The 23,560-nt window shown below is 70.5% G+C and carries 23 protein-coding genes, 1 tRNA gene and 1 pseudogene; 9 read left to right on the top strand and 16 right to left on the bottom strand.

Features of this window, described 5'->3' with window-relative positions:
- Positions 1-244: 244 nt before the first annotated feature.
- Together pruA and AB0395_RS06590 are read right to left on the bottom strand one after the other, a co-directional pair.
- Positions 245-1,870 carry an L-glutamate gamma-semialdehyde dehydrogenase gene (pruA, locus tag AB0395_RS06595; protein WP_366277677.1) on the bottom strand — a complete coding sequence of 542 codons (1,626 nt, stop codon included), beginning with the start codon at positions 1,868-1,870 and terminating at the stop codon, positions 245-247.
- Positions 1,870-2,796, bottom strand: coding sequence for a proline dehydrogenase family protein (locus tag AB0395_RS06590; RefSeq protein ID WP_366277675.1), 927 nt, complete (start codon positions 2,794-2,796; stop codon positions 1,870-1,872). Before AB0395_RS06590 ends, pruA begins: the two co-directional genes overlap by 1 nt.
- A gap of 93 nt (positions 2,797-2,889) precedes the next feature.
- Between AB0395_RS06590 and AB0395_RS06585 the strand changes: the two genes are divergently transcribed.
- A complete protein-coding gene (locus AB0395_RS06585) occupies positions 2,890-3,957 on the top strand; it encodes a helix-turn-helix domain-containing protein (protein WP_366277674.1) in 1,068 nt (355 codons plus the stop codon).
- A gap of 147 nt (positions 3,958-4,104) precedes the next feature.
- Here AB0395_RS06585 and AB0395_RS06580 read toward each other — a convergent pair whose 3' ends face one another.
- Positions 4,105-4,605: a MarR family transcriptional regulator gene (locus AB0395_RS06580; protein WP_366277673.1), complete on the bottom strand. Its 501-nt coding sequence runs from the start codon at positions 4,603-4,605 to the stop codon at positions 4,105-4,107.
- A gap of 56 nt (positions 4,606-4,661) precedes the next feature.
- On the opposite strand from AB0395_RS06580, the gene AB0395_RS06575 reads away from it, so the two are divergent.
- Positions 4,662-5,066 (top strand): VOC family protein, encoded by a 405-nt coding sequence (locus AB0395_RS06575; RefSeq protein WP_366277671.1) that lies wholly within the window; start codon positions 4,662-4,664, stop codon positions 5,064-5,066.
- A 165-nt stretch (positions 5,067-5,231) separates the two neighbouring features.
- Here the strand turns inward: AB0395_RS06575 and AB0395_RS06570 are convergent, their stop codons facing one another.
- A complete protein-coding gene (locus AB0395_RS06570) occupies positions 5,232-6,383 on the bottom strand; it encodes a glycosyltransferase (RefSeq protein WP_366277670.1) in 1,152 nt (383 codons plus the stop codon).
- A gap of 169 nt (positions 6,384-6,552) precedes the next feature.
- Positions 6,553-8,412 carry a SpoIIE family protein phosphatase gene (locus AB0395_RS06565; protein ID WP_366277668.1) on the bottom strand — a complete coding sequence of 620 codons (1,860 nt, stop codon included), beginning with the start codon at positions 8,410-8,412 and terminating at the stop codon, positions 6,553-6,555.
- 126 nt (positions 8,413-8,538) lie between these two features.
- Between AB0395_RS06565 and AB0395_RS06560 the strand changes: the two genes are divergently transcribed.
- The gene (locus tag AB0395_RS06560; RefSeq protein ID WP_366277666.1) at positions 8,539-9,255 is read left to right on the top strand and encodes an ANTAR domain-containing protein; all 717 of its coding nucleotides are present in this window, start codon (positions 8,539-8,541) and stop codon (positions 9,253-9,255) included.
- Positions 9,256-9,386: 131 nt separating this feature from the next.
- Here AB0395_RS06560 and AB0395_RS06555 read toward each other — a convergent pair whose 3' ends face one another.
- Positions 9,387-9,758: an STAS domain-containing protein gene (locus tag AB0395_RS06555; RefSeq protein ID WP_366277664.1), complete on the bottom strand. Its 372-nt coding sequence runs from the start codon at positions 9,756-9,758 to the stop codon at positions 9,387-9,389.
- Between the two features lie 193 nt (positions 9,759-9,951).
- Here AB0395_RS06555 and AB0395_RS06550 point away from each other — a divergent pair, with 193 nt between their 5' ends.
- The 3 genes from AB0395_RS06550 (at position 9,952) to AB0395_RS06540 (ending at position 12,670) form a co-directional block, all read left to right on the top strand.
- Positions 9,952-10,728, top strand: coding sequence for a SigB/SigF/SigG family RNA polymerase sigma factor (locus AB0395_RS06550; protein WP_366277663.1), 777 nt, complete (start codon positions 9,952-9,954; stop codon positions 10,726-10,728).
- 121 nt (positions 10,729-10,849) lie between these two features.
- A complete protein-coding gene (locus tag AB0395_RS06545; protein ID WP_366277661.1) occupies positions 10,850-11,305 on the top strand; it encodes an ATP-binding protein in 456 nt (151 codons plus the stop codon).
- Positions 11,306-11,332: 27 nt separating this feature from the next.
- Positions 11,333-12,670: an NAD(P)/FAD-dependent oxidoreductase gene (locus AB0395_RS06540; RefSeq protein WP_366277659.1), complete on the top strand. Its 1,338-nt coding sequence runs from the start codon at positions 11,333-11,335 to the stop codon at positions 12,668-12,670.
- 35 nt (positions 12,671-12,705) lie between these two features.
- On the opposite strand, the gene AB0395_RS06535 is transcribed toward AB0395_RS06540, so the two are convergent.
- The 4 genes from AB0395_RS06535 to AB0395_RS06520 all read right to left on the bottom strand — a co-directional run bounded on the left by AB0395_RS06535 (position 12,706) and on the right by AB0395_RS06520 (position 14,820).
- Positions 12,706-12,897: a hypothetical protein gene (locus AB0395_RS06535; protein WP_366277657.1), complete on the bottom strand. Its 192-nt coding sequence runs from the start codon at positions 12,895-12,897 to the stop codon at positions 12,706-12,708.
- Positions 12,898-12,900: 3 nt separating this feature from the next.
- Positions 12,901-13,581 (bottom strand): hypothetical protein, encoded by a 681-nt coding sequence (locus tag AB0395_RS06530; protein WP_366277655.1) that lies wholly within the window; start codon positions 13,579-13,581, stop codon positions 12,901-12,903.
- A 6-nt stretch (positions 13,582-13,587) separates the two neighbouring features.
- Positions 13,588-14,214: a hypothetical protein gene (locus tag AB0395_RS06525; RefSeq protein ID WP_366277654.1), complete on the bottom strand. Its 627-nt coding sequence runs from the start codon at positions 14,212-14,214 to the stop codon at positions 13,588-13,590.
- A gap of 162 nt (positions 14,215-14,376) precedes the next feature.
- Entirely contained in the window at positions 14,377-14,820 is a 444-nt protein-coding gene (locus tag AB0395_RS06520) for a hypothetical protein (RefSeq protein ID WP_366277653.1), read from the bottom strand.
- A 111-nt stretch (positions 14,821-14,931) separates the two neighbouring features.
- On the opposite strand from AB0395_RS06520, the gene AB0395_RS06515 reads away from it, so the two are divergent.
- Positions 14,932-15,005 (top strand) — tRNA-Pro (locus tag AB0395_RS06515).
- Between the two features lie 398 nt (positions 15,006-15,403).
- Here the strand turns inward: AB0395_RS06515 and AB0395_RS06510 are convergent.
- From AB0395_RS06510 to AB0395_RS06495, 4 genes and pseudogenes are all read right to left on the bottom strand, one after another.
- Positions 15,404-18,145, bottom strand: a complete 2,742-nt coding sequence (locus AB0395_RS06510; protein ID WP_366277652.1) for an AAA family ATPase — start codon at positions 18,143-18,145, stop codon at positions 15,404-15,406.
- Positions 18,146-18,160: 15 nt separating this feature from the next.
- A pseudogene (locus AB0395_RS06505) lies at positions 18,161-18,487 on the bottom strand (alpha/beta hydrolase); the annotation flags it as partial.
- 64 nt (positions 18,488-18,551) lie between these two features.
- Positions 18,552-19,178: a VOC family protein gene (locus tag AB0395_RS06500; protein ID WP_366277650.1), complete on the bottom strand. Its 627-nt coding sequence runs from the start codon at positions 19,176-19,178 to the stop codon at positions 18,552-18,554.
- 6 nt (positions 19,179-19,184) lie between these two features.
- The gene (locus AB0395_RS06495) at positions 19,185-19,994 is read right to left on the bottom strand and encodes an alpha/beta hydrolase (RefSeq protein ID WP_366277649.1); all 810 of its coding nucleotides are present in this window, start codon (positions 19,992-19,994) and stop codon (positions 19,185-19,187) included.
- 161 nt (positions 19,995-20,155) lie between these two features.
- On the opposite strand from AB0395_RS06495, the gene AB0395_RS06490 reads away from it, so the two are divergent.
- Positions 20,156-21,490 carry an NAD(P)/FAD-dependent oxidoreductase gene (locus tag AB0395_RS06490; RefSeq protein ID WP_366277648.1) on the top strand — a complete coding sequence of 445 codons (1,335 nt, stop codon included), beginning with the start codon at positions 20,156-20,158 and terminating at the stop codon, positions 21,488-21,490.
- Between the two features lie 46 nt (positions 21,491-21,536).
- On the opposite strand, the gene AB0395_RS06485 is transcribed toward AB0395_RS06490, so the two are convergent.
- On the bottom strand, positions 21,537-21,899 hold the full coding sequence (locus tag AB0395_RS06485) for a hypothetical protein (RefSeq protein WP_366277647.1): 363 nt from the start codon (positions 21,897-21,899) through the stop codon (positions 21,537-21,539).
- A gap of 158 nt (positions 21,900-22,057) precedes the next feature.
- On the opposite strand from AB0395_RS06485, the gene AB0395_RS06480 reads away from it, so the two are divergent.
- A complete protein-coding gene (locus tag AB0395_RS06480; RefSeq protein WP_366277646.1) occupies positions 22,058-22,669 on the top strand; it encodes a hypothetical protein in 612 nt (203 codons plus the stop codon).
- A gap of 59 nt (positions 22,670-22,728) precedes the next feature.
- Here the strand turns inward: AB0395_RS06480 and AB0395_RS06475 are convergent, their stop codons facing one another.
- Positions 22,729-23,559: an enoyl-CoA hydratase/isomerase family protein gene (locus tag AB0395_RS06475; RefSeq protein ID WP_366277644.1), complete on the bottom strand. Its 831-nt coding sequence runs from the start codon at positions 23,557-23,559 to the stop codon at positions 22,729-22,731.
- Between the last annotated feature and the right edge of the window lies 1 nt (position 23,560).

Genomic DNA, 23,560 nt, shown 5'->3' with positions numbered 1-23,560 from the left:
GTCGAGATCGGCATCAAGGACGGGGAAGCGCAGCCGCCTGCGGCCCTGGCCAGTCGCACGGTGATCCACTCACCTGGACGGAGGGGCGGGAGCGGTGGTCGAAGGGGTGCTCGGTCCCGGCGGGGTCTTCCGGTCGGACCTGCTGCAGGAGAAAACAACGAGCCCGGGACCTGTGAATACGAGTCCCGGGCATCGCCGTTATCCGTTGTCCGGGTGGCCGGACCTCCCTGGGCGGTCTGGGATGTCAGCCCTGGTGGGGGTAGCGGTGGTCGGTCGGGGGGACGAAGGTCTCCTTGATCGTGCGGGCGTTCACCCAGCGGATCAGGTTGAAGATCGAACCGGCCTTGTCGTTGGTGCCGGACGCGCGGGCGCCGCCGAAGGGCTGCTGGCCGACGACGGCTCCGGTGGGCTTGTCGTTGACGTAGAAGTTGCCCGCCGCGAAGCGCAGGCGCTCCGATGCCGAGGCGATCGCGTAGCGGTCCTGGGCGATGACCGAGCCGGTCAGCGCGTACGGCGAGACGCTCTCCATCTGGTCGAGGACCGTGTCGAAGTCGGCGTCGTCGTAGACGTGCACGCCGAGGATCGGCCCGAAGTACTCCTTGACGAAGATCTCGTCGGTCGGGTCCGTGGACTCCAGGATCGTCGGCTTCACGAAGTAGCCGGTCGAGTCGTCGTAGGAACCGGTCAGCACGTTGATCGAGTCGAGCCCGCGGGCCCGGTCGATCGCGGCCTTGTGCTTGGCGAAGGCCCGACCGTCGATGACCGCGCCCATGAAGGTGGACAGGTCGGCGGCCACGTCGCCGATGGTCAGCGACTCGGCGGTGCCGACGAGGTCGTCGCGGATCGCCGACCAGACCGAGCGCGGGACGTAGGCGCGGGAGGCCGCGGAGCACTTCTGCCCCTGGTACTCGAAGGCGCCCCTGACCAGCGCGGTGGTCAGCACAGCCGGGTCGGCGGAGGGGTGGGCCAGCACGAAGTCCTTGCCGCCGGTCTCGCCCACCAGGCGGGGGTAGGACCGGTAGGAGGCGATGTTGGCGCCGACCGTCGACCACAGGTGCTGGAAGGTCGGGGTCGAGCCGGTGAAGTGGATGCCGGCCAGCTGCGGGTGGGTGGTCGCGACCTCGGAGACGGCGGCGCCGTTGCCGGTCACCATGTTGATGACGCCCGGCGGCAGGCCCGCCTCCTCCAGCAGGCGCATGGTGAAGTGCGCGGCGAACTGCTGGGTGGGGGAGGGCTTCCAGACGACGACGTTGCCCATCAGGGCCGCCGACGTGGGCAGGTTCCCGGCGATGGCGGTGAAGTTGAACGGCGTGATCGCCAGGACGAAGCCCTCGAGCGGGCGGTACTCCATCCGGTTCCACACACCCGGCGAGGAGACCGGCTGGTCGCTGTAGAGCTGCCGCGCGTAGGCGACGTTGAAGCGCAGGAAGTCGATCAGCTCGCACGCCGAGTCGATCTCGGCCTGCTGCGCCGACTTCGACTGACCCAGGATCGTCGCGCCGTTCAGCGTCTGCCGGTACGGCCCGGCCAGCAGGTCGGCGGCCTTGAGGAAGATCGCGGCCCGCTCGTCGAACGACAGGGCGCGCCAGGCGGGCGCGGCCTCCAGCGCGGCGTCGATCGCGGCCCGCACGTCGTCGGCGGTGGCGTCAGCCGTACGGCCGAGCACGGAGGCGTGGTTGTGCGGCTGGACCACGTCGATGGAGGCGCCGCCGCCTATCCGCTGCTCGCCGCCGATCGTCATGGTCAGGTCGAGCTGGGCTCCGGCCAGTTCCTTGACGCGGTTCTCCAGGGCCACCCGCTCGGCGCTGCCGGGCGCGTAGCCGAGGACGGGCTCGTTGGCCGGGGTCGGGACGTTGGAGATGGCATCCATCACTTGCCTCCAAGGGCGCGAAGAAAGAAGGCGATGTTGGCCGGGCGCTCGGCGAGGCGGCGCATGAAGTAGCCGTACCAGTCGTCGCCGTAGGGGATGTAGACGCGCATCGTGTGGCCGGCTCCTGCCAGGGCCTGCTGCTTGTCCGTGCGGATCCCGTAGAGCATCTGGTACTCGTAGTCGCCCCGCGAGCGGCCGAAACGGTCGGCGAGGGTCTCGGTGATCGAGATCAGCCGGTCGTCGTGCGTGGCCACCATGGGGTATCCCTGCCCCGCCATGAGAATCCGAAGACAGCGGACATAGGCCTTGTCGACCTCGCCCTTGCTCTGGTGGGCGACCGACGCGGGTTCCGCGTACGCGCCCTTGACCAGGCGGATCCGCGACCCCTCGTGGGACAGGTCGCGGCAGTCGTTCTCGGTGCGGAACAGGTAGGCCTGCAGGGCGACGCCGGAGGACGGGAAGTCCCCGCGCACCGCCCGCAGGATGCCGAGCGTGGAGTCGACCGTTGTGTGGTCCTCCATGTCGAAGGTCACGCTAGCCCCCGCGTCGCGCGCCGCCTCGCAGATACGGCGGGCGTTCTCCAGGGCGATCTTGTCGCCGTCCGCGCCGAGCGCCTGGCCGACGGCAGAGAGCTTCACCGAGACCTCGGCGCGGGTGCCGAGCTCGAGCTCGCGCAGCGCGCTCAACAGCACGATGTAGGCGTCGGCCGTCTGGGCGGCGGCGTCGGAGTCCCGGGTCTCCTCGCCCAGATGGTCGATGGTGACGGCGAGGCCGGCGTCGGTGAGCCTGTGGACGGCCTTGACCGCCTCCTGGACGCTCTCGCCCGCGACGAAGCGGTCGACGACCTTTCGCGTCAGCGGGACGCCGGAGACCGCGCGCCGTACCAGCGGCACTCGCGATCCGGCGAGAAGAAGGGAACCGAGCATGCTTCTAGACTAAAACCTCAATTCAGTCAACCCCATGTGCATCTGCCACGATCGATGTGATCTGTTTTCAGACAGATGTACAACAATGGAGGGGTGCTACAGGAGACAGTCGACGAGATCGCCACCCGGCTCGGTGCCTCGGCCACCCTTGAGGACCGCTCGTTTCAACTCCTCGCCTACGCCGCGCAGAGCGGCGACATCGACCTGGTCCGCCAGGAGTCCATTCTCCGCCGCCGCGCGACGCGGGAGGTGCGGGCCTACTTCGAGGGGTACGGCATCGCGGGCGCGAAGGGCCCGGTCCGTATCCCCGCGGACGCGGAGCTGGGGGTGCTCGCCCGGGTCTGCGTGCCGTTGCGCTACCACGACGTGACCTACGGCTACCTGTGGCTGCTCGACAACGGCACGCTCGACGGCGATGCCCTCGTCTCGGTCTCCGGCCTCGTGGCCCAGGTTGCGGCGGTGCTCGCGCAGGACGCCCGCCGCCGTCAGGACCTGGGCAGGAACCTGCGGGACCTGTTCTCCTCCGACGCCGAGGAACGTTCCTGGGCGCTGGCGCGGCTCGACGTGGCGGGCCCGGTGGCGGCGATCGCGGTACGGAGCTCACCGGACCGGGTGGCCGCACTCTGGACGCTCCCGCGCGGCGTGCTCGCCGACCCGGGCCCGCTGACCCACGGGGAGTCGCTGGCCGCGCTGCTCGTCCCCTCAGGACAGGCCCTCGAACTCGCGAGAAGAGTCCAGGACATGTACGGCACGGCCGCCGGGGTCGGCGACGCCAGGGCCGAGCCCGCCCAGGCCTGGCGAAGCTGGCAGGAGGCCGTGCGGGCGCTCAGGGTCGCGGGGCGGGTGCCCGGGTTCGCCCCGGTCGCGGCCTGGTCCCGTCTCGGGGTCTACCGGATGCTCACTCGGCTCTCCCCGGCGGATCTGCGGGAGCTGGCGGGGGAGGCCGCGGGGCTGGCGGAGGACCCGGAACTGGCCAGGACGGTCGAGGGCTACCTCGACCGGGCCGGTCACGTTCAGGAGTCCGCGGCCGCGCTCGGCGTGCACCGCCAGACGCTCTACTACCGTCTTGGCAAGGCGGAGCGCCTCACGGGACGCGACCTCGCGGACGGTGAGGACCGGCTGCTGATCCACCTCAGCCTCAAGGCCGCCCACCTGCTCTGAAGCCCGAAGGCCGTCCGCCTGCTCTGGAGCCCCAAGGCCGCTCGCCTGTTCCGAAATCCCAGGGCGCCCGCTTCGAGTCGCGCCGCCCCGGGCCCGTGGCCGTGCGTCAGCCCGGGCCCGCGGTCGTGCGCCTGCACGGCCTTCGGGTCACGGTCGTGGCTCGGGCTCCGCCGTACCCCCGACGGGGGGAAGGGCGTCAAGACCGCCCGCCCGCATGTGGCCGTGAAGCAGATGCAGCAGCGCGCGCCACTCCTCGCGCCCCCGCTCGTCCAGCGGCGCCAGCAGGGCCTCGCGCGTCCGCCGTTCCTCCTGCCGGGCCAGCTCGAACATCCTTCGCCCCTGAGGCGTCGGCGTGAGGACGTAGCGGCGGCGGTCCGCGGGGTCGCGCTCCCGCTCGACCCATCCGGCGTCCACGAGCCGCTCGACCATGTCGACCATGTCGCTCGGGTCGACCCCCAGGAGGGTGCCGACGGTGCGCTGCACGGTCGGGCCGTTGTCGGTCAGGGCCGCGAGCACGGCCACGTCCCAGCGGTTCATCCCCAGCTCGGCGAACCGTTCGGTCAGGCGTCGCCGTACGGTCAGGGCGAGGTTGGACAGCACGAAGATGTCCTGATCCAGGAGGCTCTGTGAAAAGGGCGGAATCACCATGCTCTAACCGTAGGATACTTCCAACGATTGGTAGCTACCAACGAATGGAGTTGCAGATGGATGTCTTCTACCCTCGGCTGCTCGTGGATGACTTCGCCGGAATGTTCCGCTTCTACGCCGGTGTCCTCGGCGAGATCGTCGGGGCGAGCCTGATCAGGGGAGACGAGGGCGGCCCCTACGCCAATTGGGACCTGCGCGACGAGGCCGTCCTGTCCCTGTACGACCGCGCGGCGATGGCGGGAGACGTCGGCACCCCCGCGCCCCTGCCGCGCCCCCGCAACCAGGATGGCGTGGCCCTGGTGCTGCGCGTGACCGACGTTGACGATGCCGTCGGCGTCTGCGAGCGGCACGGAGGCACCCTGGTGGCCGCCGCGCGGAACCGCCCCGCCTGGGGGCCGACGCTGCGGGCGGCCCACCTGCGCGACCCGGACGGCAACCTGGTCGAGCTCCAGTCGTACTGAGGGTTCCGATCGTACTGAGAGCTCCAGCCGTACCGAGAGCTCCAGCCGTACTGAGAGCTCCGGTCGTACCGACCGGCCGGGGCCGCATGCGAGGGCCGGGGCCTCCGGGCGGAGGCCCCGGCCCGATGACGGTACGGCCGGCGCGAGCCGATCGGTGCGGGCTGATCAGTGCTGAGCGGCCATCGCGTTCTCGTAGACCTGGACGAGTTCCTGGCTGATCCGCTCCCACGAGTAGCGGGACCTGGCTCGGTCCGCGCCCGCGAAGCCGATCGCGGTGCGCCGGGTGGGGTCGGCGAGCAGCTCGCGGGTGAGGCGGGCGGTCCGAGCGGGCCGGTCGGCGGCCACCAGCAGCCCGGTCACCCCGTCCACGACGGCGTCCAGGTGGGCGCCGACCGCCGAGGCGATGACCGGGACACCGCACGCCATGGCCTCCAGCGCCACGACACCGGCGGGGGCCTCTCTCGGCAGCGACATGACCACGTCGGCGCTGCGCATCAGCTTGGCCACCGAGGCGTGCGGCACCTGGCCGAGCAGGGTGACGCGGTCTTCGACGCCGACCTCCTTGGCCAGCAGCATGACGCGGTGCGCGTCGGCGTCGTGCTCGAGCTCCCCGGGGGCCGGGCCGCCTGCGACGAGCAGCTCGGCGTCGGGAATGCCCTCCAGGGCACGGATCGCGGTGTACACGCCCTTGTCCTGGGTCAGTGGCCCGACGTGCAGCAGCCGGGGACGGGTGCCGCGAGCCGCGGCCGGACCCTGGCGCCTGAAGCGCTCGACGTCGATCCCGCAGGGGATCACCGAGATGTTGCGACGCGGCACGCCCAGGCGGATCAGCGTCGACTCCTCGTCCCCGCATCCGGCGATCACCGCACTGGCCCGGCGGCCGATCGCCCGCTGCACCCTGACCTTCCTGGCGTCGTGGGTGTTCTCGCTGCTGAAGGTCTGGGTGAACGGCACGTTGAGGCCGTCGGCGCCTGCGATGGCGGCCAGGCCACCGGTCCAGGAGTGCGCGTGGATGATGTCGGGGCGGTCCTGCCCCCAGCGCTGCATGAGCTGGTCGCCGAGGACGGACAGGTAGGGCAGCACGCCGTCCTCGGGCAGCTCCTCCGCGGGGCCCGCCGCCAGGTGCTCCAGCATGACGCCCTGGGAGATGCGGACCCGGGGCTTGTCGGTGTCCGAGTTCCTGCGGGTGTAGATCGTTACCTTGTGCTCACGGCCGAGCTCGCGGGCGATGGCCATCAGGTGAGCCCGCTGGGCGGCGATGTCGTCCTTGGTCTGGGAGACGGAAGGAGCGTCCGAGGAGACGAATGCGATGTTCACGGCACACCTCTGGGAGGAGATTAGGCATGAAAAGCCTGTGATCCTTCAGGGGTGCCTGCTTCTTAGGCACTCATCTGCGATGAACATCACCATACCCAACTCGACGCCTCGGGCAAACCTCGATTTTCCGCAAGGCCGCGAAACCGCCGGGCGGCACGCCCCTCCCGCGCTACGCGACGCGCAACGCGAGGATCACGATCTCGTCCCACACCCGCCCGTTCGAGAAGGTGTGCCGGTCTTCCTCAACCGCCTTGACCACGGTCGAGGGGGACTGCCCGACGCAGCGCGCCAGCACGTCGGCCAGACGGCTCTCGCCGTACGCCTCGCCCTGCTCGTTCTGCGAGGCGACCAGCCCGTCCGAGTAGAACACCAGGGTCTGGCCCGAGGTCAGCGCGAGCTCCTCGGTGAACATCTCCGCCTCGGGGGCGATGCCGAGCGGCACGCCGCCGCCCGCGGTGAACCGCACCCCGCCGTCAGGCTGCAGCAGCGCGGCGGGGTGGTGCCCCGCGCTGGCCAGCATGATCCTGCGAGCCCTGATGAACCCGGCGACGGCCATCACGAACATCCCGCTGTTCTGCGCGACCAGCGCGTGGTTCAGCTTGCGCATGACCTCTCCGGGGTCGGACTCCCAGATGCTCAGCACGCGCAGCCCGTTGCGGACCATGGCGCTGATGGAGGCCGCCTCGTCACCCTTGCCCGCGGCGCCTCCGAGCGCGAAACCCCACCCGTCCCGCACCGGGAAGACGTCGTAGAACTCGGCGCCGACCGGGCTCGACCCCGCGTGATAGATCGCCGCAGCCTCGACCCCCGGGATGTCCGGCAGGCTCCGGGGCACCACGCTGGTGCGTAGCGCGTCCGCGGCCTGGGAACGGGTCTGGAAGCTGCGCCTCGCGCGCAGGGCGAGTCCCAGATGCGCGCCGATCTCCTCCAGCAGGCCCAGGTCCGCCAGGGAGAACGGCTCGCGGTCGCGTAGCCGTACCAGGGTGAGGGCGCCCAGCGCGCCCGCCTCGCCCTGGATCGGCACGATCAGCAGCGACGCCGCGCCCATGATCCGCAGCAGCGGCGGCCCGCCGGGGATCTCGCCGAGCAGCGACTCCTCCTCCAGCATCTCGTGGATCATGCCGGAGCCCCCGGTCAGCACGTGGGCGACGGCGGGCGCCGTCAGCGGCGTCAGGCCCTCGATGAGGCGGACCAGCTCGGTCACCGGTTTGTCGCTCGGCCCCAGCACCACCGCGCGCCTGGGCACGTCGTCGCGGACCACGTCGGCGATCACCCAGTCGGCGATCTCGGAGGCCAGCAGTCGCGCCGCCCGGGTGACGGTCACCGGCTGGCGCAGGCTCTCCTCGTCGAGCAGCAGGCGGGTCATCCTGGACAGCAGCTCCTGGCGGCGCGCCGCGGCCATGACCAGGGAGGCGTCAGAGCGGTCAGCGGGCCCGGGGCGCGCGCCCGCCACCTGCGCCTCCAGCGGCAGGATCACGACCGCGACCATCTCCTGCGGCTCGCCGGGCATCGTCAGCCTGGTGACGGCGAGCTGCACCGTGTGCGCGCGGCCCTGATGGGCCAGCCGGGTCTGGAAGGTCGCGGTCTGGCCGCCCTGCTGCACCGCCGTCAGGTGCGAGCGGAAGGCCGCGCGCCTCGAGACGTCCACGAGCAGCGGGAACGAGCGGCCGATCAGGTAACCGGCGGGGCTGCCCAGCATCTGTGAGGTCTCCGCGCTGATCCGCCTGACCACCCCGGACGCGTCCAGCACCACCACCGGGACGGGGAAGGAGCGGAACACCTGACGCAGCAGCTTGAGCTCCCGCTGTGACCCGCTCTCCCGCTCGCCGGACCGCTTCGGCGCCTTGCGCAGCTCGCGTAGGGACGCCTCGAGCAACTCGCGGGCCGTGTCGAGCTCCGCGAGGGCCGCGTCCAGTGTGGACCTGGGGTCGGCGGGGTAGGCGGACCTCGCCTCGCGCAAGGAGGAGACCCTGGTGGTGAGCGCGCTGAGCGCTTGTTCCAGGGCCTGAAGGCCAATGGCGTCGGTCAATGCTCGTCCTCGTCAGCGGCCGGGATCGGGTCGGGTCGCGTCGTAGACGCTACGCCACCCGGTGGTCGAATCGATGCGCGGTCAGATAGTGATTAAGTTAGCGAAACAGGGAAGGGTTTTCGTGACATGGACATGGTCACTCCCGTTCTCGCACGTGACCTCGCCGCCCTCGGCAGGGTCAGTGAGGAGACGTCGAGCGAGAGCGTGCTCCGCGGCCTGACCGCCACACTCGCGGGCGGGGTGCCCGGCTGCGCCGGAGGCTCGGCCGAGCTCTGGCGCGAGGAGCGCGTGGTCGTCTCCGCCTCGCACAGCGAGCTCATCGTGCTCGTCGACAGCGAGAGCGAGCTGGGGCAGGGGCCCTCGGCGGAGGCTCGCACGACCGGCCGTCCCGTGATCGTCCAGGACGTCCTGCGCGACTCCCGATGGCCGGACTACATCGGCATGGCGGTCCGCTGCGGCGTCCGTTCCGTCCTGTCCATGCCGATCACCGTCGAGCGGGCCGTGCTGGTCCTCGGCCTGTACGGCGTGCGCCCCGGCGTCTTCGCGGCCAGGAGCGTCCCCCCGCTGGCGGACATGCTCGCCGAGCAGGTGACCGTGGCGCTGGCCAACATGTGGGACTACGACGAGGTCAGGACGGACGCGGCCCAGATGCAGGAGGCGCTGGCGGGCCGGGCGATCATCGACCAGGCCAAGGGCATCATCATGAAGTCCAGCGGATGTTCGGCCGAGGCCGCCTTCGACGAGCTGCGCAGGGTCTCCCAGCACCATCAGGTGAAGGTGGCGGACCTGGCCAGGCTGCTGGTCGACGAGCACCAGCGTAACCAGGGCGGCAAGGCGAACTGAGGGCCACGAAGACCGCTGGTGGGCGGGGTTCGAGTTCCTGGCGCACCACATGAGGTGCACCCAGCACCAAATATCTGGTCAGCGCCTCGGCGATCCCATGGCCGACAGCACGGAATCTCAGAGGCGGGACACTAGCCGAACGCGGCCAGCGCGTCGTCGATCGTGTCGTAGAGCGGTAGCCGCTGCGCCAGGCCGGTGATCCACATGACCTTGGTCTTCGCGTACTCCACCCCGATGAGCGCGAACCTGCCGTTCGCGTTCGTGCTGAGCTGCCAGTGGTGGACGATCAGGCCGAGCGCGCGGGAGTCCATGAAGGTCACTCCGCCCAGGTCCAGCGCCATGTCGGGCCCGTGCTCACTCACCTCGCCCGCCAGGTAGTCGGCGAACTGATCCCTGGTCGTCGCGTCGAGCAGGCCGGTCACCCGGATCACGTTGATCCCACCGACCAGCGCCGACGTCAAAGTCAGTGCCGCCGCTCTCTCGCCGTTTTCCGACACCGTCACTCAGACCCTCCTAGCCGTTCGATTAGCAACCCTACTGTTACCTGCAGGCGAGCAATACTCCCGGAATCGGGGTAATACTAGAACCGAGGTCCAGCAGAGGGCCTCGCCTCGAAAAGTGGTCGAGGCGATGCCGTCTGCCCGGATGCTGCCCTGTGGCTCTGGCGTCGCCCGACAGCCCTATCAGGGAGCAGCAATGACCGTTCAGGCCCTCGAAATCACCGAGATGACCGCCGAGGACCTCCTCGCCGAGATGGTTCTGCCCGAGATCTCCGAGTACCGCGCCGAGCGTCTGCGCGAGCGCCTCGTCGAGATGCATCGGCCGCTCGCCATGGAGATCGCCCGCCGCTACCGCTACCGCGGCGAACCGCTCGAGGATCTCCTCCAGGCCGCCTACGTCGGGCTGATGAAGGCCGTCAACGGGTTCGACCCGACCCTCGGCCACGCCTTCCGCGGCTACGCGGTGGTCACGATGACCGGCGAGGTCAAGCGCCACTTCCGCGACCGCACCTGGGCCATCCGGGTACCCCGCGTCTACCAGGAGCGCAGGGCCGAGCTGAACCGGCTGGTCGCCGACCTCAGCCAGGACCTCGGCCGCTCCCCGACGGTCGCGGAGCTGGCAGCGAAGATGAACATCTCCGAGGAGGACGTCCTGCTCACCCTGGACGCCTCCGCCGCCTACAGTGCCCTGTCCCTCGACGCGCCGCTCGGCGCCGACGACGACGCCGCCGCGCTGGGCGACGTCATCCCCGACCAGGACGACGCCGTCGGCATGCTCGTCGACCGCGAGGCGGTCATGCCGCTGATCGACAAACTGCCGGCCCGTGAGAAGAACATCCTGCTGCTGCGCTTCTTCGGGAACATGACCCAGGCCGAGATCGCGGCCGAGTTCGGAATCTCCCAGATGCACGTTTCCCGTATCCTGCGGAAAGTGCTGGACCACCTCCGTGCCGAACTGGTCGCCGAACGCTGAATACCCCGTCCCTTACCGGGCACCCAAGTCGGCGACGGCGTGATGTGGCATAGAGAGTGTTTGAAATGATCCCCAGGTGCTGAGAACGAGGGCGCGGTGGGACAGGGGAGGCGGATCTCGCGTGAACGAGGACGGTGCTCGTCCGGCTCGCTTCCTGGCGAGCGGCGACCGTTCCCGGTTTCCCGCGGCCGGAGCCGCCGTGGCCGAGCTCGCCTTCTGCCTGCCGGATCTGCCCGACGTGCGAGACTTCGCCGCCGCGCGGGCCGTTCAGGGTGGGATGTCCGAGGAGGGCCTGGCCGACTTCCTCGTCGCGGTGAACGAGGTCGCGACCAACGCCGTCACGCACGGGCATCCCACCGCGAAGGCCGTGCTGCGCATGTGGGCCGTCGGCCGTACCCTCGTCGTCGAGATCCACGACGAGGGCCGGTGGAACCCGCGGACGCCCCCCGGCGAGACGCCCCCCGGGCCCCACGCCACCAGCGGCATGGGCCTGTGGGTCGCCCGGATGGTCAGCTCCGACATCACGTTCGAGACCGGGGCCGCGGGCACGTTCATCACGATGTCTTTCAAGGTCTGAATTGGTTTTTCGGGGTACGCCCGATTTATGACTGAACCTGTCCGCATCCTGATCGTCGGCGGCGGCTACGTCGGGATGTACGCCGCCCTGCGGCTCCAGCGCGAACTCCGCCGGGGCGAGGCCCGGATCACCCTCGTGGACGCCGACTCGTACATGACCTACCAGCCGTTCCTGCCGGAGGCCGCGGCGGGCAACGTCGAACCGAGGCACGTCGTCGTCCCCCTGCGCCGGGTCCTGCGCCGGTGCAGGATCCTCAACGGCTGGGTGGTCGGCGTCGACCCCGTCGCCCGGACCGTCGACCTGCGCCCGCACGGCGGCCCCGGCCGCATCCTGAGGTACGACCTGCTGATCTTCGCCCCGGGCTCGGTCTCCCGCACCCTGCCCATCCCCGGCCTCGCCGAGTGCGGGATCGGCTTCAAGAGCCTCGAAGAGGCCATCCACCTACGCAACCACGTGCTCGGCCAGCTCGACCTGGCCGACTCGACCACCGATGCCGCGATCCGCGCCAGGGCGCTGACCTTCGTGTTCGTCGGCGCAGGCTTCGCGGGAGTCGAGGCGCTGGCCGAGCTGGAGGACATGGCCCGTGACGCCTGCGCGTACTACCCGACGATCGAGCCCCGCCACATGCGCTGGTTCCTGGTCGAGGCGACGGACCGCATCCTGCCGGAGGTCGGTCCCGAGATGGGCCGCTGGACGCTGGAACAGCTTCGTGGGCGAGGCATCGACGTGCGGACCCGTACCCGCCTGATGTCCGCCGTCGACGGTCACATCGTCCTCGACGACGGCACCGAGTGCGACGCCGACACCCTCGTGTGGACCGCCGGGGTCAGGCCGCATCCGCTCGTGCGCACGAGCGGGCTTCCGCTGGACGCGATGGGACGGGTCAAGGCGACCGCCGAGCTGACCGTCGAGGGCTCCCGCACCGTCTTCACCGCCGGTGACTGCGCCGCCGTACCCGATCTCACCAGGCCGGGGGAGATGTGCGCCCCCAACGCCCAGAACGCGGTACGGCAGGCGCGCACGCTGGCCGGCAACGTGGTGGCCACGCTCAGAGGCGAGGAACCGCGGCCCTACCGGCATGCCTACGCCGGATCGGTCGCGGGCCTGGGGCTGCACCAGGGGGTGGCGCAGATCCACGGCCACAAGCTGCGCGGCCTGTCCGCCTGGTTCATGCATCGGACCTACCATCTGTCGAGGGTTCCCACGCTGAACAGGAAGGTACGGATTCTGATCGACTGGACCCTCTCGCTGTTCTTCCGCAGGGATATCGTCTCGCTCGGTCAGCTCGCCGAGCCTCGCAAGGAGTTCGAGCGCGCGGCCAGGGTGGACAGGGAGGACAGGCCGGAACCCGTGGCTCTCAGATGACCAAAGAGCCCGCCGGGCTCCGGCGTCCGCGGGACTCAGCGCCTGCGGCGCCAGCTTCCGCCGGTCCCGCTCCGTACGCCCGCCGTTCCGACCCCCGCCTGGTGCAGTGCGAGGAGCAGCAGGCCGCCGAGGAGGAAGGTCGTACCGGTAATGCCGCCGATCCTGGTGTTGATCAGGTCGAGCAGCAGGCCGAGGCCGAACACGACGGCGGCAGCGATTGCGAGCATGCGTCACCTCTTCCCGGTGGACAGGCCGGTGGACAGGTCAAGAAGCTGTTCGAGCAGCGCGCGGTAGTCGCGCAGGGCGGTACGGAGGTCCTCGGTGTCGTTTCCGCCAGTGTTCTTCCAGCGGCCTTGAAGACCGGAGGCACGGGCCTCAAGCGCGGCGCGCAGGGAGTCCGTGATCTCCGTGACGAGGGAGTCCGCGCGCTCGACCGCGTCACGCGGGTCGTCCACGAAGCTCGCCTGGACCTCCTGCCAGCGACGCCGTACCTCCTCTGCGTCCTGCTCGAACAGCGGCCCCGCGACGGGCGGGGACACGGACGCCGGATGCGCGGGCCCCTGCCTCTCGGCCTGCCCGGCCTCCGTCGGTACCGGGTTCGCCGGGTCCCCCGGATCAGGCTGGTGTGCGGGATCCACCTGGTAGGCCGGGTTCAGCGGGTCCCTGCCGGGCGGAGAGGCGCTCAGAGCGTCGCCCAGGCCGTCATGGCGGTCACCGGGGTGCCCGGGCCACTCACCGTGAGGGCCGTCCTGGCGTCCGGCGAGCGCGTCCTCGGGACGCGGTTCCTGAAACTCCGGTGTCACCTCGTCGGCGCGCTGGGAGGGGACGTTCACCTCGTTGCCGACGCTGTCTGTGTCGCCGGTGTTCTTGTAGACGAGACGGTCTTCGTCGCGGCCGGGTCGATCGTTCATAGCGGATCACTGTCCTTGTACGTCACGTCGGCCGGTCCGTTCCTCGGTCGTCTCCCCGTGGCCCGGACCGGTCCGCCAGGTGGAGTGGTCGCCGTTGATCGCGCCGCCGGAAGCCCCGAGCAGCTCCTCGAACAGGGCGCGATAGTGAACCATGGCCTGCCTGAGCTCCTCGGTCGACGCCTCCTTGCGGGCGGCGCGACTGCTGATCTCATGGGCCAGCCGATAGTGGTCGAGGGTGCGGCCGTGCGTGACCGACAGGTCGGAGAGCCGCTGCTCGAACTCCTCGGTCGGATAGCCCCGCTCCGCCATCACGGAGGTCACCAGGTGATCGGCCTCGGTGACCGCGAACCCGGGAGCGTCGACGAAACGCTCCTGGACCTCCATCCACTTCTGCGCGTAGCCATCGCGGGTCCCCGCGTCCAGTGGGCGGATGTCAAGAGAGCTGAAACGCTGCTCACGGGCCAGGAGTTCCTGCTCGGCCTCCCGCCGGTTCTCGCGCTCCTGCACGGTGCGGTCGTACTCGGGGCCGAATCGGTCGCGAAGTCGGTGCCGGCGTTGCTGTCGCAGTACGGCGTAGCCGACTGCGACGATCGCCACCACCACGATCACGGCTACCCAGATCACGGTGGACATGTCTTCCTCCGGTTGTGTACGCGTTTGTCCCCGTGCGCTGCCCCGGGGGCGCGCCTCGAAACCGGCTGCCCTTGTCCGCGATTCGCCGCTAGAAAAACCTGAATTTCGCGTTTTATAAAGTTTTGATGGGTAATAGGAATGGCTTTGCCCTGAGTCGCGGGACTACGCGCCCCCGGAAGGCTCCGAGGCCTCGAGGGCCGCACGCGCCTCGGCCACAAGCGTCCCGATGAGCGACCCCTCCGGCGGCGCGGGCACCTCCCTGAAGCCGGTCCCCGGCTCGTAGGCGACGTCCAGCCCGCCGGAGACCAGCCGGTCGGCCCACCGCAAAGCGGTGTTGAGCTTCTCCCCGGGGATCGCGCGCCCCTGCGCGACCGACGACAGGTTGCGCAGGTTCGTCGCCGGGCCCGACTGGGTGTGTGAGCGCTCCAGCTTCCACGGGATGGCCCGCGAGTGGTTGAGCATCGGCTTGGAGAGCCCCGCGGCCCGCTTGGCCTGCAGGATCCCCGACTCGCTCACCCCGAACCGCGCGGCCAGCTCGGCGTTGGACAGCCCTTCCCCGGCCAGTCTCCGCAGTTCCTCATGGTCGATCAGCGCTTTGCGCCCCACACGCACCTGTCCTTCGCATGATCACGTATGCCCGGCGGACGCCACGGCGTGCATATGTCCGCTCGATCTGCGCTAAGGTTATGACGTCCACCCCGAGAGGGCGAAGACAACCGGGACGTAGCGCAGCTTGGTAGCGCACTTGACTGGGGGTCAAGGGGTCGCAGGTTCAAATCCTGTCGTCCCGACGGTTGGAACAGGCCGGTCGGCTTGGGCGAGAGCCCAGGTAGACCGGCCTTTCTCGTAGTCTTGATGATCGCCGTTCTCATGAAGATCACTTTCGATTTTGGGACCGGTTTGAGACCAAGATCCACTGAGGTGCGTGCTGAGCGCCTTTCCGGCGGCGGTTTCGGACGGCTGCGCCCCGCGCCCCTGCTCAAGCTGGTTGTAGTAGTCGACGGACGCTCCTGCCGGCACCGCCACCTCGTCCCTGCGCGGTCCGGGGACCCGGCGGCGCGTCCCGGCGAGCATCCCCACCTCGCCCGGCTGGATGCGGTCCCGCCGCGACCGCAGGAAGTCCACGACTCTCGCAGATCCATGGCCGCCATTGTGAACCGGCGGAAGCGACGGCAGACAGACGCTGCCGTCACCTGCTTGGGCGGAGAACGCCGGCGGGCACGTCGCGCAGCTCCTTGCGCGAGCCGATGCCGAGCTTGCCGAAGACCTTGCGCAGGTGCCATTCGACGGTGCGGGCGCTGATGTACAGCTCCGCGCCGATCTCCGCGTTGGTACGCCCGTCGCGCGCCATCCGGGCGATCTGCTCCTCCTGCGGAGTGAGGTCGTCCACGGTGTCCGCAGTGCGTTTACGCACCTTCTCCCCGGTCGCCAGCAGTTCGTGCCTGGCGCGTTCGGCGAAGCCGTCGGCGCCCATGGCCACGAACTCCTCAAAGGCCTGCTTGAGCTGTTGGCGCGCGTCGACGCGGCGGCGTTCGCGGCGCAGCCACTCGCCGTACACGAGCCGGGTCCTGGCCAGCTCGAAGCTCAGCCGGGTCCGGTTGAGCCGCTCCACGGCCTCGGCGTAGGACCGGTCGGCGTCCTCTCCGTGACTGACGAGCGCGCGCGAGCGCGCTTCGAGCCCCGTCGCCCACTCCTCGTCCGATCCGGCCGTGTACGTCCTGAGCCGGACGAGCGCGGTTTCGGCGATCGCGGTCGCGCCGCTGCGCACCGCGGCCTCGACCAGGTCGGGCAAGGCCTGCGCGGTGAAGGGGCCGAGGTCGCCGGTCGCGGCTCGTACGGCGGCGCCCGTCGCCTCGGCGTAGTGCCCGAGGCCCAGGTGGAGCAGCGCGGTGGCCCGGTCGGTGAAGTACAGGCCGAGGCCTTCCCCGCGCTCGACGGCCTCACCCGCCGCCTCCGCGATGAGAGGCAGCGCCTCAGCCGCATGCCCCTGATAGGCGAGCAGGAACAGGTTCCCGTACGACACCCGCCGCGTGCCGGTGACCTCCTTGACGGTCGACTCCTCCAGCCCCAGCTCGCGGGCGTACTCCACGTCCCCGCGCCACAGCGCGATGACCCGGTGCACGTTGAGCGCGTTGGCGAGCGGCGCGAGCGCACCGGCGGCCCGAGCCAGCTCGACATGCCGGGCGTTGGCCGCCTCCCAGCGATCGTAGTCCCACAGCGACAGCGCCGCGTTGGCGACCAGCACCCCGCAGTGCAGCCACAGGGAGGTCGGCACCGCACCGTCGAGGAATTCTGCGACCGCGACACGCAACGCCGGGTGCCCCGCCGAGGTCCCGCCGGCGATGAGCGCGGCCAGGCCGTCCAGCAGACGATCGGCGGCGGTCGCCGCGCCGGGCGGCGGGGGCGCTTCGCGGGCCGCCGCGCAGACGGCGGCCAGATCACTGTCGGGGAGAGCGAGGCCGCCCGCGACGAGGGCGGCACTCCACGCGTCGAGATACGTCTGCCTGGCCAGCCTGCTGTCCAGGGGTTCGAGCCGCCGGGCGGCGCGCAGCAGCGCCGTCGGCGCCTCCCGTCCTGAGCGGGCGGCGCGGTCGGTGCGGCCGCGGATCAGGTCGATCCGCGCACCTTGCAGCTCGTCGGCGGGCAGGCCCTCGGCCCGGGCGAGCAGACCCAGCGCCGCCGCGAACGCGCCGGTGTCGAGGCTGGCCTGGGCAGCGGCCAGCGTGCGCTCGACCTGGAGCCCGGGGTCGGTGGTCAGCTCCGACGCGCGCCGCAGCAGCCCCGCCGCCGCGGCCACGCCTCCCCGCGACAGCGCACCCTGCGCGGCGTCGGCGAGTTCGGCGGCGAGCCGGTCATCGGGCCCGTCCGCCGCTGCGGCGAGGTGCCACACCCGGTCGCTCCCGCCGTCCAGGGCTGCGGCCAGAGCCCTGTGTACGGCACGGCGTTCCTCGACACTGCCCGCGGCGTAGGCGGCTGAGCGCACGAGGGGATGCTGGAACCGGACACTCCGCCCGATCTCCACCAGGTTCGTCTCTTCCGCCGGACCAGCCGCGTGCGGCCCGAGTCCGAGGCTCTGCGCGGCCCGCCAGAGCAGGGCGGCGTCGCCGGTGGGGTCGGCGGCCGCGAGGAGCAGCAGGTGCCTGGTCGGCTCCGGCAGGGCACGGATCCGCCGCTCGTAGCGCTCTCGAAGAGCGTCCGTGCCGACCTCCGGGAGGGCGAACCCGCCGAGCAGCTCGGCCCGGCCACTCCGGGACAGCTCCAGCAGCGCCAGGGGATTGCCGCGGGTCTCGCGCACGATCCGGTCGACCACCCGCTCGTCGAGCCGTCCAGGGGTCGCCGCGGCCAGCAGTTCCCGGGCGCCGGCGTCGTCCAGGCCGTCCACGGCCAGCACCGGAAGCCCCGCCAGCAGTGTGTCCTGGTTCGGCTCCCGGACGGCGAAGACCAGGAGCACCGATTCGCCGAGCAGCCGCCGGGCCACGAAGCCGAGCACCTGCCGGGAGGCCGCGTCGATCCACTGGGCGTCGTCGACCAAGCAGACGAGCGGCTGCTCGGTGGCCGCTTCCGCGAGCAGGCCCAGCACGGCCAGGCCGAGAACGAGCTTGTCGGGTGTCGCCCCGGTGGCGTGCCCGAACGTCACCTCCAGCGCCTGCCGCTGTGGCGCGGGCAGGATAACGGAGGCGGCGAGTAACGGGGCGCAGAGCTGGTGGAGCGCGGCGAACGGCAGCTCCAGCTCGGACTCGACGCCGGTGACCCGGGCGACCCGGCAATGGGCCGCCGCACGCTCGACGTAGTGCAGCAGCGTCGTCTTACCCGCCCCGGCCTCACCGCGCAGGACCAGCACGGCGCTCTCGCCGCCCCGGACGTGCCGCAGCGCCTGGTCCAGTCGGTCACGTTCAGGTAGGCGTCCGCGAAGGACCGGCGCTGTTGGCACGGCTCGATTCTAAGATCAGTCCGCTGGGCCGTACAGAAACTCGTGGACGAGCGCCGCGAACTGGCGCGGGTACTGGAACAGGAACCCGTGACCGGCGTCGGAGAAGATCCGCAGCCGGGCATCGGGGAGGTGGTCGGCGAGGAACTGGGAGTTGACCGTCGGGATCATCGCGTCGTTGTCCCCGGCGGCGACCAGGGTGGGCTGGATGATCCCGGCGAGCCTCGCAAGCTGCCCGGGGTCCGGGATGCCCCACTCGACGATCGCGTCGTACTGCGCGCGGGCCACCTCGGGGCCGTTGGGCCGGTCGAGGTGCTCGGTGCGGCTGAAGACGCGCTGGATGTACTTCGGCGGTAGGCGTAGGTCACGCCGTTGGCGGCGGTGACGTCGAAGATGGTCATGATCTGTCCTAGCGGGGTAGTTCGTCGCCGTGGTGTTCGGCGACCAGGTAGGCGGCGTACCAGTCGGGCCAGTTCTCGTCGTGGGCGCCGCCGTTGCGGGCCTCGTGCTCGCCGTGCGCGGCGGCGGCCCTTCTGAGCGCGCCGGCCAGATCGCTCACCGTCGCGTACGTCGTGGACGTGCTCTCGACGCGTCCGGGGAGGCGGGTCGTGACCTCCTGCAGGAGGTAGGTGTTGCCGTCGGGGTCGCGGAAGGTCGCGAAGGAGCCGTAGCTGGCCCGCTCGGACGCGAGCCCGTCCGCCTGGCCTTCGGCGAGCCCGAACTGAGCTCCCGGGGCCTCGGGGTGGAAGACCTCGCTGACGTTGGCGCCGAGGGAGACGAGTTGCTCACGGGCGGCGGCGATGTCGGAGACGACCAGGTAGACGCCCTCGGCGGTGCCGGGCTTCTGGTTGGTGATCTTGGTGCCGAACTGGATGGAGGCGGGCGATCCCGGCGGGGTCACCTGGACGACGCGGAAACCGTTGCCGAAGGCGAAGTCGGCGTCGAGCCGCCAGCCCAGGCCCTCGTAGAACTTCTTGGCGCGGTCGACGTCGGACACGGGGATGACGACGGCTTCGACCTTCAGATCCTGCTTCATGATGATTCACCTTTCGATGGGCTGGTGGCGCTCCCACCAGTCGAGGACGAGGGAGGCATATCCCTTGGGGTTTTCCTCCCAGGCGAAGTGCCCGGCGTCGAGGACGTCGAGCGAGCTGTGGGGCAGCCGGGCGGCCAGGTACTCGGCGTGCGGGCGCGGGACGACCAGGTCCCGCTCGGGGTAGATGATCCGGACCGGCGTCTGGATGGCCGGGAGCAGCGGTTCGAGGGCCACGAGCTCCTCCGGGTAGGTGCGGACGTACCGCATCGACTCGGCGAAGCGCGGACCGGCGTACGAAGCGACATAGTCGTCGCGGACGTGCTCGCCGAGCGGCGTGGCCGGGAAGATGTTCTCCAGGGTCATCCGCATGACCTGGTCCGCATTCGACTTGTACCAGCTGATGTCCGGCTCGGTCACCCAGCCCGCGAGTGGTTCGCCGAGCGCGAGATCGGCCGACGCGCCTCCGCCGCCGATGACGATGCTGTGGAAACGCTCCGGCTGCTGAGCCGCCGCGAACAGAGAGGCGCTGGTGCCGACGTCCGGTCCGACGACGTGGACTTTGTCGAGCCCGAGCGCGTCCATGAAGCGCAGCACGAAGCGTCCGGCGGCACGCGGGGTGAGCGCCTCTGAGCTGCCCTCCGACCCTCCGAACCCGGGCAGATCGACGGCGACCACGTGCGCGGCGGCGGTCAGTTCTGCCCACATGGGCTCCCAGGCGTACAGGCTCTCAGGCCAGGGGCTGAGCAGTAGCGCGTGCCTGTCACGCGGTTCGCTCTCGGTGTAGCGGATGTCCAGCCCGTCCAGATTGATGTTCATGGTCGCTCTCCTTCGGTGGGAACGGCCTCAGCTTCACTCCGGCGGCGACCCCATCGCACCAGGGGTGAGCCCTGGCCTCTGCGCCAGGGGTTGGCACGGGTGCGAAACGGTGAGGGGCTGCCGCATGGTCATAGGAGGAAACGAATGGGGAGGAGACGACCATGGAATGCGATGTCGTAGTGATCGGCCTGGGCCCCGGTGGCGAGCACGTGGCAGGGAGCCTGGCCAAGGCCGGGCTGTCGGTCGTCGGCGTGGACGAACGCCTGGTCGGCGGCGAATGCCCTTACTACGGGTGTATCCCGACCAAGATGATGATCGCCGCCGCCGACAGGTTGCGGATCGCCCGGCAGGCCGCGTCCGTGCGCCCGGACTGGAAGCCGGTCGCCGACCGCATCCGCGACGAGGCCACCGACGACTGGAACGACCAGGTCGCGGTGGATCGGCTGGTCGGCGCGGGCGGCGTCTTCGCGCGTGGCCGGGGTCGGATCAGCGCGCCGGGCACGGTCACTGTGACCGGCCCCGACGGCACACAGACGGCCTACACCGCCCGGCGCGGCATCGTCCTCAACACCGGCACCTCCCCGTCCGCGCCGCCCGTCCCCGGGCTCGCGGACACGCCGTACTGGACCAACCGGGACGTCGTCCGGCTGACCGAGCTGCCCGCCTCGCTGGCCGTCCTCGGCGGCGGCGCGATCGGCTGCGAGCTCGCGCAGGCCCTGGCCTCCTTCGGCATCGAGGTGACGGTGATCGAGGTGGCCGACCGGCTGCTCGCCGTGGAGGAGCCGGAGGCGTCGGCGGCGGTGGCCGAGGCGTTCGCGGCCGAAGGCATCAGGGTCCGTACGGCGGCGCGAGCCGAACGGGTGGAGCACGACGGCGACGGCTTCCGCATTTACCTGGCTGACGGGGTGGTGACGGCGGAGCGCCTGCTGGTCGCCGCCGGCCGCCGTAACAACCTGGCCGATCTCGGTCTGGAGCATGTCGGCCTGGACCCGCAGGCGCGCGTGCTCGATCCCGACGAGCGGATGCGGGTCGCCGACGGCGTCTGGGCCATCGGCGACATCACCGGCAAGGGCGCCTTCACCCATATGTCGATGTATCAAGCGGACATCGTCCTCCGCGACCTGACCGGCGAGGACGGCCCATGGGCCGACTACCGCGCGGTCGGCCGCGTCACCTTCACCGCGCCCGAGGTCGGCTCGGTCGGCCTCACCGAGACAGCGGCCCGCGAACGCGGCCTCAACGTCAAGACCGCCACCGGCGACCTCGGCACCCGCGGCTGGATCGCCGCAGAGGCCGGCCCGATCAAACTGGTCGCCGACGCCGACCGGGGCGTGCTGATCGGCGGCACCGTCGTGGGCAGTATGGGCGGTGAGGTCCTGTCCGCCCTGGTCACCGCGATCCACGCCGAGGTACCGATCGCGACGCTGGTCGGGATGCACTTCGCCTACCCGACCTTCCACCGCGCCCTGCAGCCGGTCCTGCGCGCCCTGCTCTGACGTACGGTGAAGCCTCCGGGCCGGTCGCCTGGCCCGGAGCCTTCCGTCAGTAGGCGGCGTTGGCCTTGTCGTTGAACCAGCCCGGCAGGCTCGCCCACCATTCGCCCGCGCCCGCCGTGAACGTCAGGCCGTCGCCGGACAGGTGCACCTGCTGCCCGGAGTAGGCGGCCCAGCTCCGCAGCGAGGAGACCTTGTGATTGACCAGGACGGGGAAGACCGTCCAGACGCCGATCTGGAACTCCCAGCAGTCGCCCGAGTAGTTGGAGTCGGTGAACACCTGCCCGTACCCGGCCTGGCCGTAGTGGGTGCAGTTGCCCGCCGCCTGGGCGGTGCCGGGGGTGACGGCGATCAGTGCGGCGGCGGTCGCAGCGGCGGCGGTCGCAGCCTTGAGATGCGACTTATTGGACATCAGAAACATTTCGCTCCTCTTCTGATAGGGCCTCTGCCACATCGTGATGATGAACTGTCGAAACGTGCTTGGCCAGGCGGAGATCCACCAGCTGGACAGGTCTGCGGGTAAGGCGCGTGATGATGACAAGTACGTCTGATCTCATCCAGGGAGTCGTCATGCGGGTAGCGGTGGTCACCTTCGACGGGTTCAACGAGCTGGACAGCTTCATCGCCTCGGCACTGATCAACCGGCGCCGGGCCGACGGGCTGGAAGCCTTCATCACCACGCCAACACCGGTGGTCACGTCTATGAACGGCGTCCCGGTGACCGGGCAGCGGCCGATCGAGTTCGTGACCGAGGCCGAGGTCGTGCTCATCGGGAGCGGGGTGAAGACCCGTGACGTGGTCGCCGATGATCGGCTGCTGTCCAGGTTGCCGCTCGACCCTGGGCGGCAGCTGATCGGTTCGCAGTGTTCGGGGGCGCTGGTGCTGGCCCGCCTGGGATTGCTGGGTTCCATGCCGGTGTGCACCGACAGGACCAGCCGGCCGTTCGTCGAGGCCGACGGGGTCAAGGTGCTGGACGTGCCCTTCCACGCGGAGGGGAACATCGCGACGGCGGGTGGGTGCCTGGCGTCCCAGTACCTCGCCACGTGGGTGATCACTCGCACGCTCGGGGAGGAGGCGGCCCGCGCGGTGCTCGACTATGTCGCGCCGGTCGGGGAGAACGACGAGACGGTCGAACGGGCCCTCCGGACCGTCTACGGAGGAAGCGGGCTCAGGCTGCGGTGAGCTCCGCCAGGGCGGGCGGCGGGCGATCCACGCCGCCCGTCCGTCCTCTTGCACAGAGCCTACAGGTCGCCAAGGCGATCGCCGAGGTTGAGTTCGAGCGGGCCCCGAGTCTGCAGCCCTTGAGCGAACAGGGTCTTCACCCGCGCCTGGGTGGCCTCCGACGCGACCAGGTCACGGAATCGGATCGCGTCCGCCCGTACGGCGTCGGCCGGTGGCAGGGTCAGCTCGTTGAGGACCCGCTTCGCCGTACGGACTCCTTCGGCGGGAAAGGCGGCGATCCGCCGCGCGAGCCGGTCCACGAAGGCGTCCAGCTCGGCGTCGGGCAGCGCCCGGTTGATCCAGCCGTACCGCTCCGCCGTACTCGCGTCGAAGTCCTCGGAGCCGAGGATCACCTCCATCGCCCGCCCCCGGCCCAGCAGCCGGGCCAGGTGCTGCACACCCCCCGCTCCCGGAGGCGCGCCGGTGCCGACCTCGATCTGGCCGAGGACGGCGTTCTCCAGGGCAGCGAAACGCATGTCGCAGGCCAGCGCCAGTTCGCTGCCCGCCCCGCGTGCCCGGCCGCGGATCTTCGCGATCGTCACGACCGGCAGCTCGCTGAGCCGGTGCCACAGCATGCCGAGTGAGGCGTCGCCAGGGCCGCCCGCCTTGGCCGCCTCGGCGGTGTAGTCGGCGACCTTGGTCAGGTCGACGTGCGGGACGAAGTACTCGGGGTCGGCGCTTTCCAGGACCACGGCCCGGATGTCCTGAGTGGTCGCCAGCTCGCCGAACAGGCTCGCCAGGTCGTGGACCAGTTCCGGACCGATCAAGTTCATCGGCGGCGCGTCGATCACGACGTCCAGCACCCCCTTACTCGCCCTGGTAAGGCGCAAAGTCCGATATGTCTGCGTCATG

Source organism: Streptosporangium sp. NPDC051023 (genome assembly GCF_040689595.1).
In the GTDB taxonomy this organism is placed as follows: domain Bacteria; phylum Actinomycetota; class Actinomycetes; order Streptosporangiales; family Streptosporangiaceae; genus Streptosporangium.
Note: the sequence above shows the minus strand (reverse complement) of the source record. Positions and strands in the feature narration are given on the sequence as shown.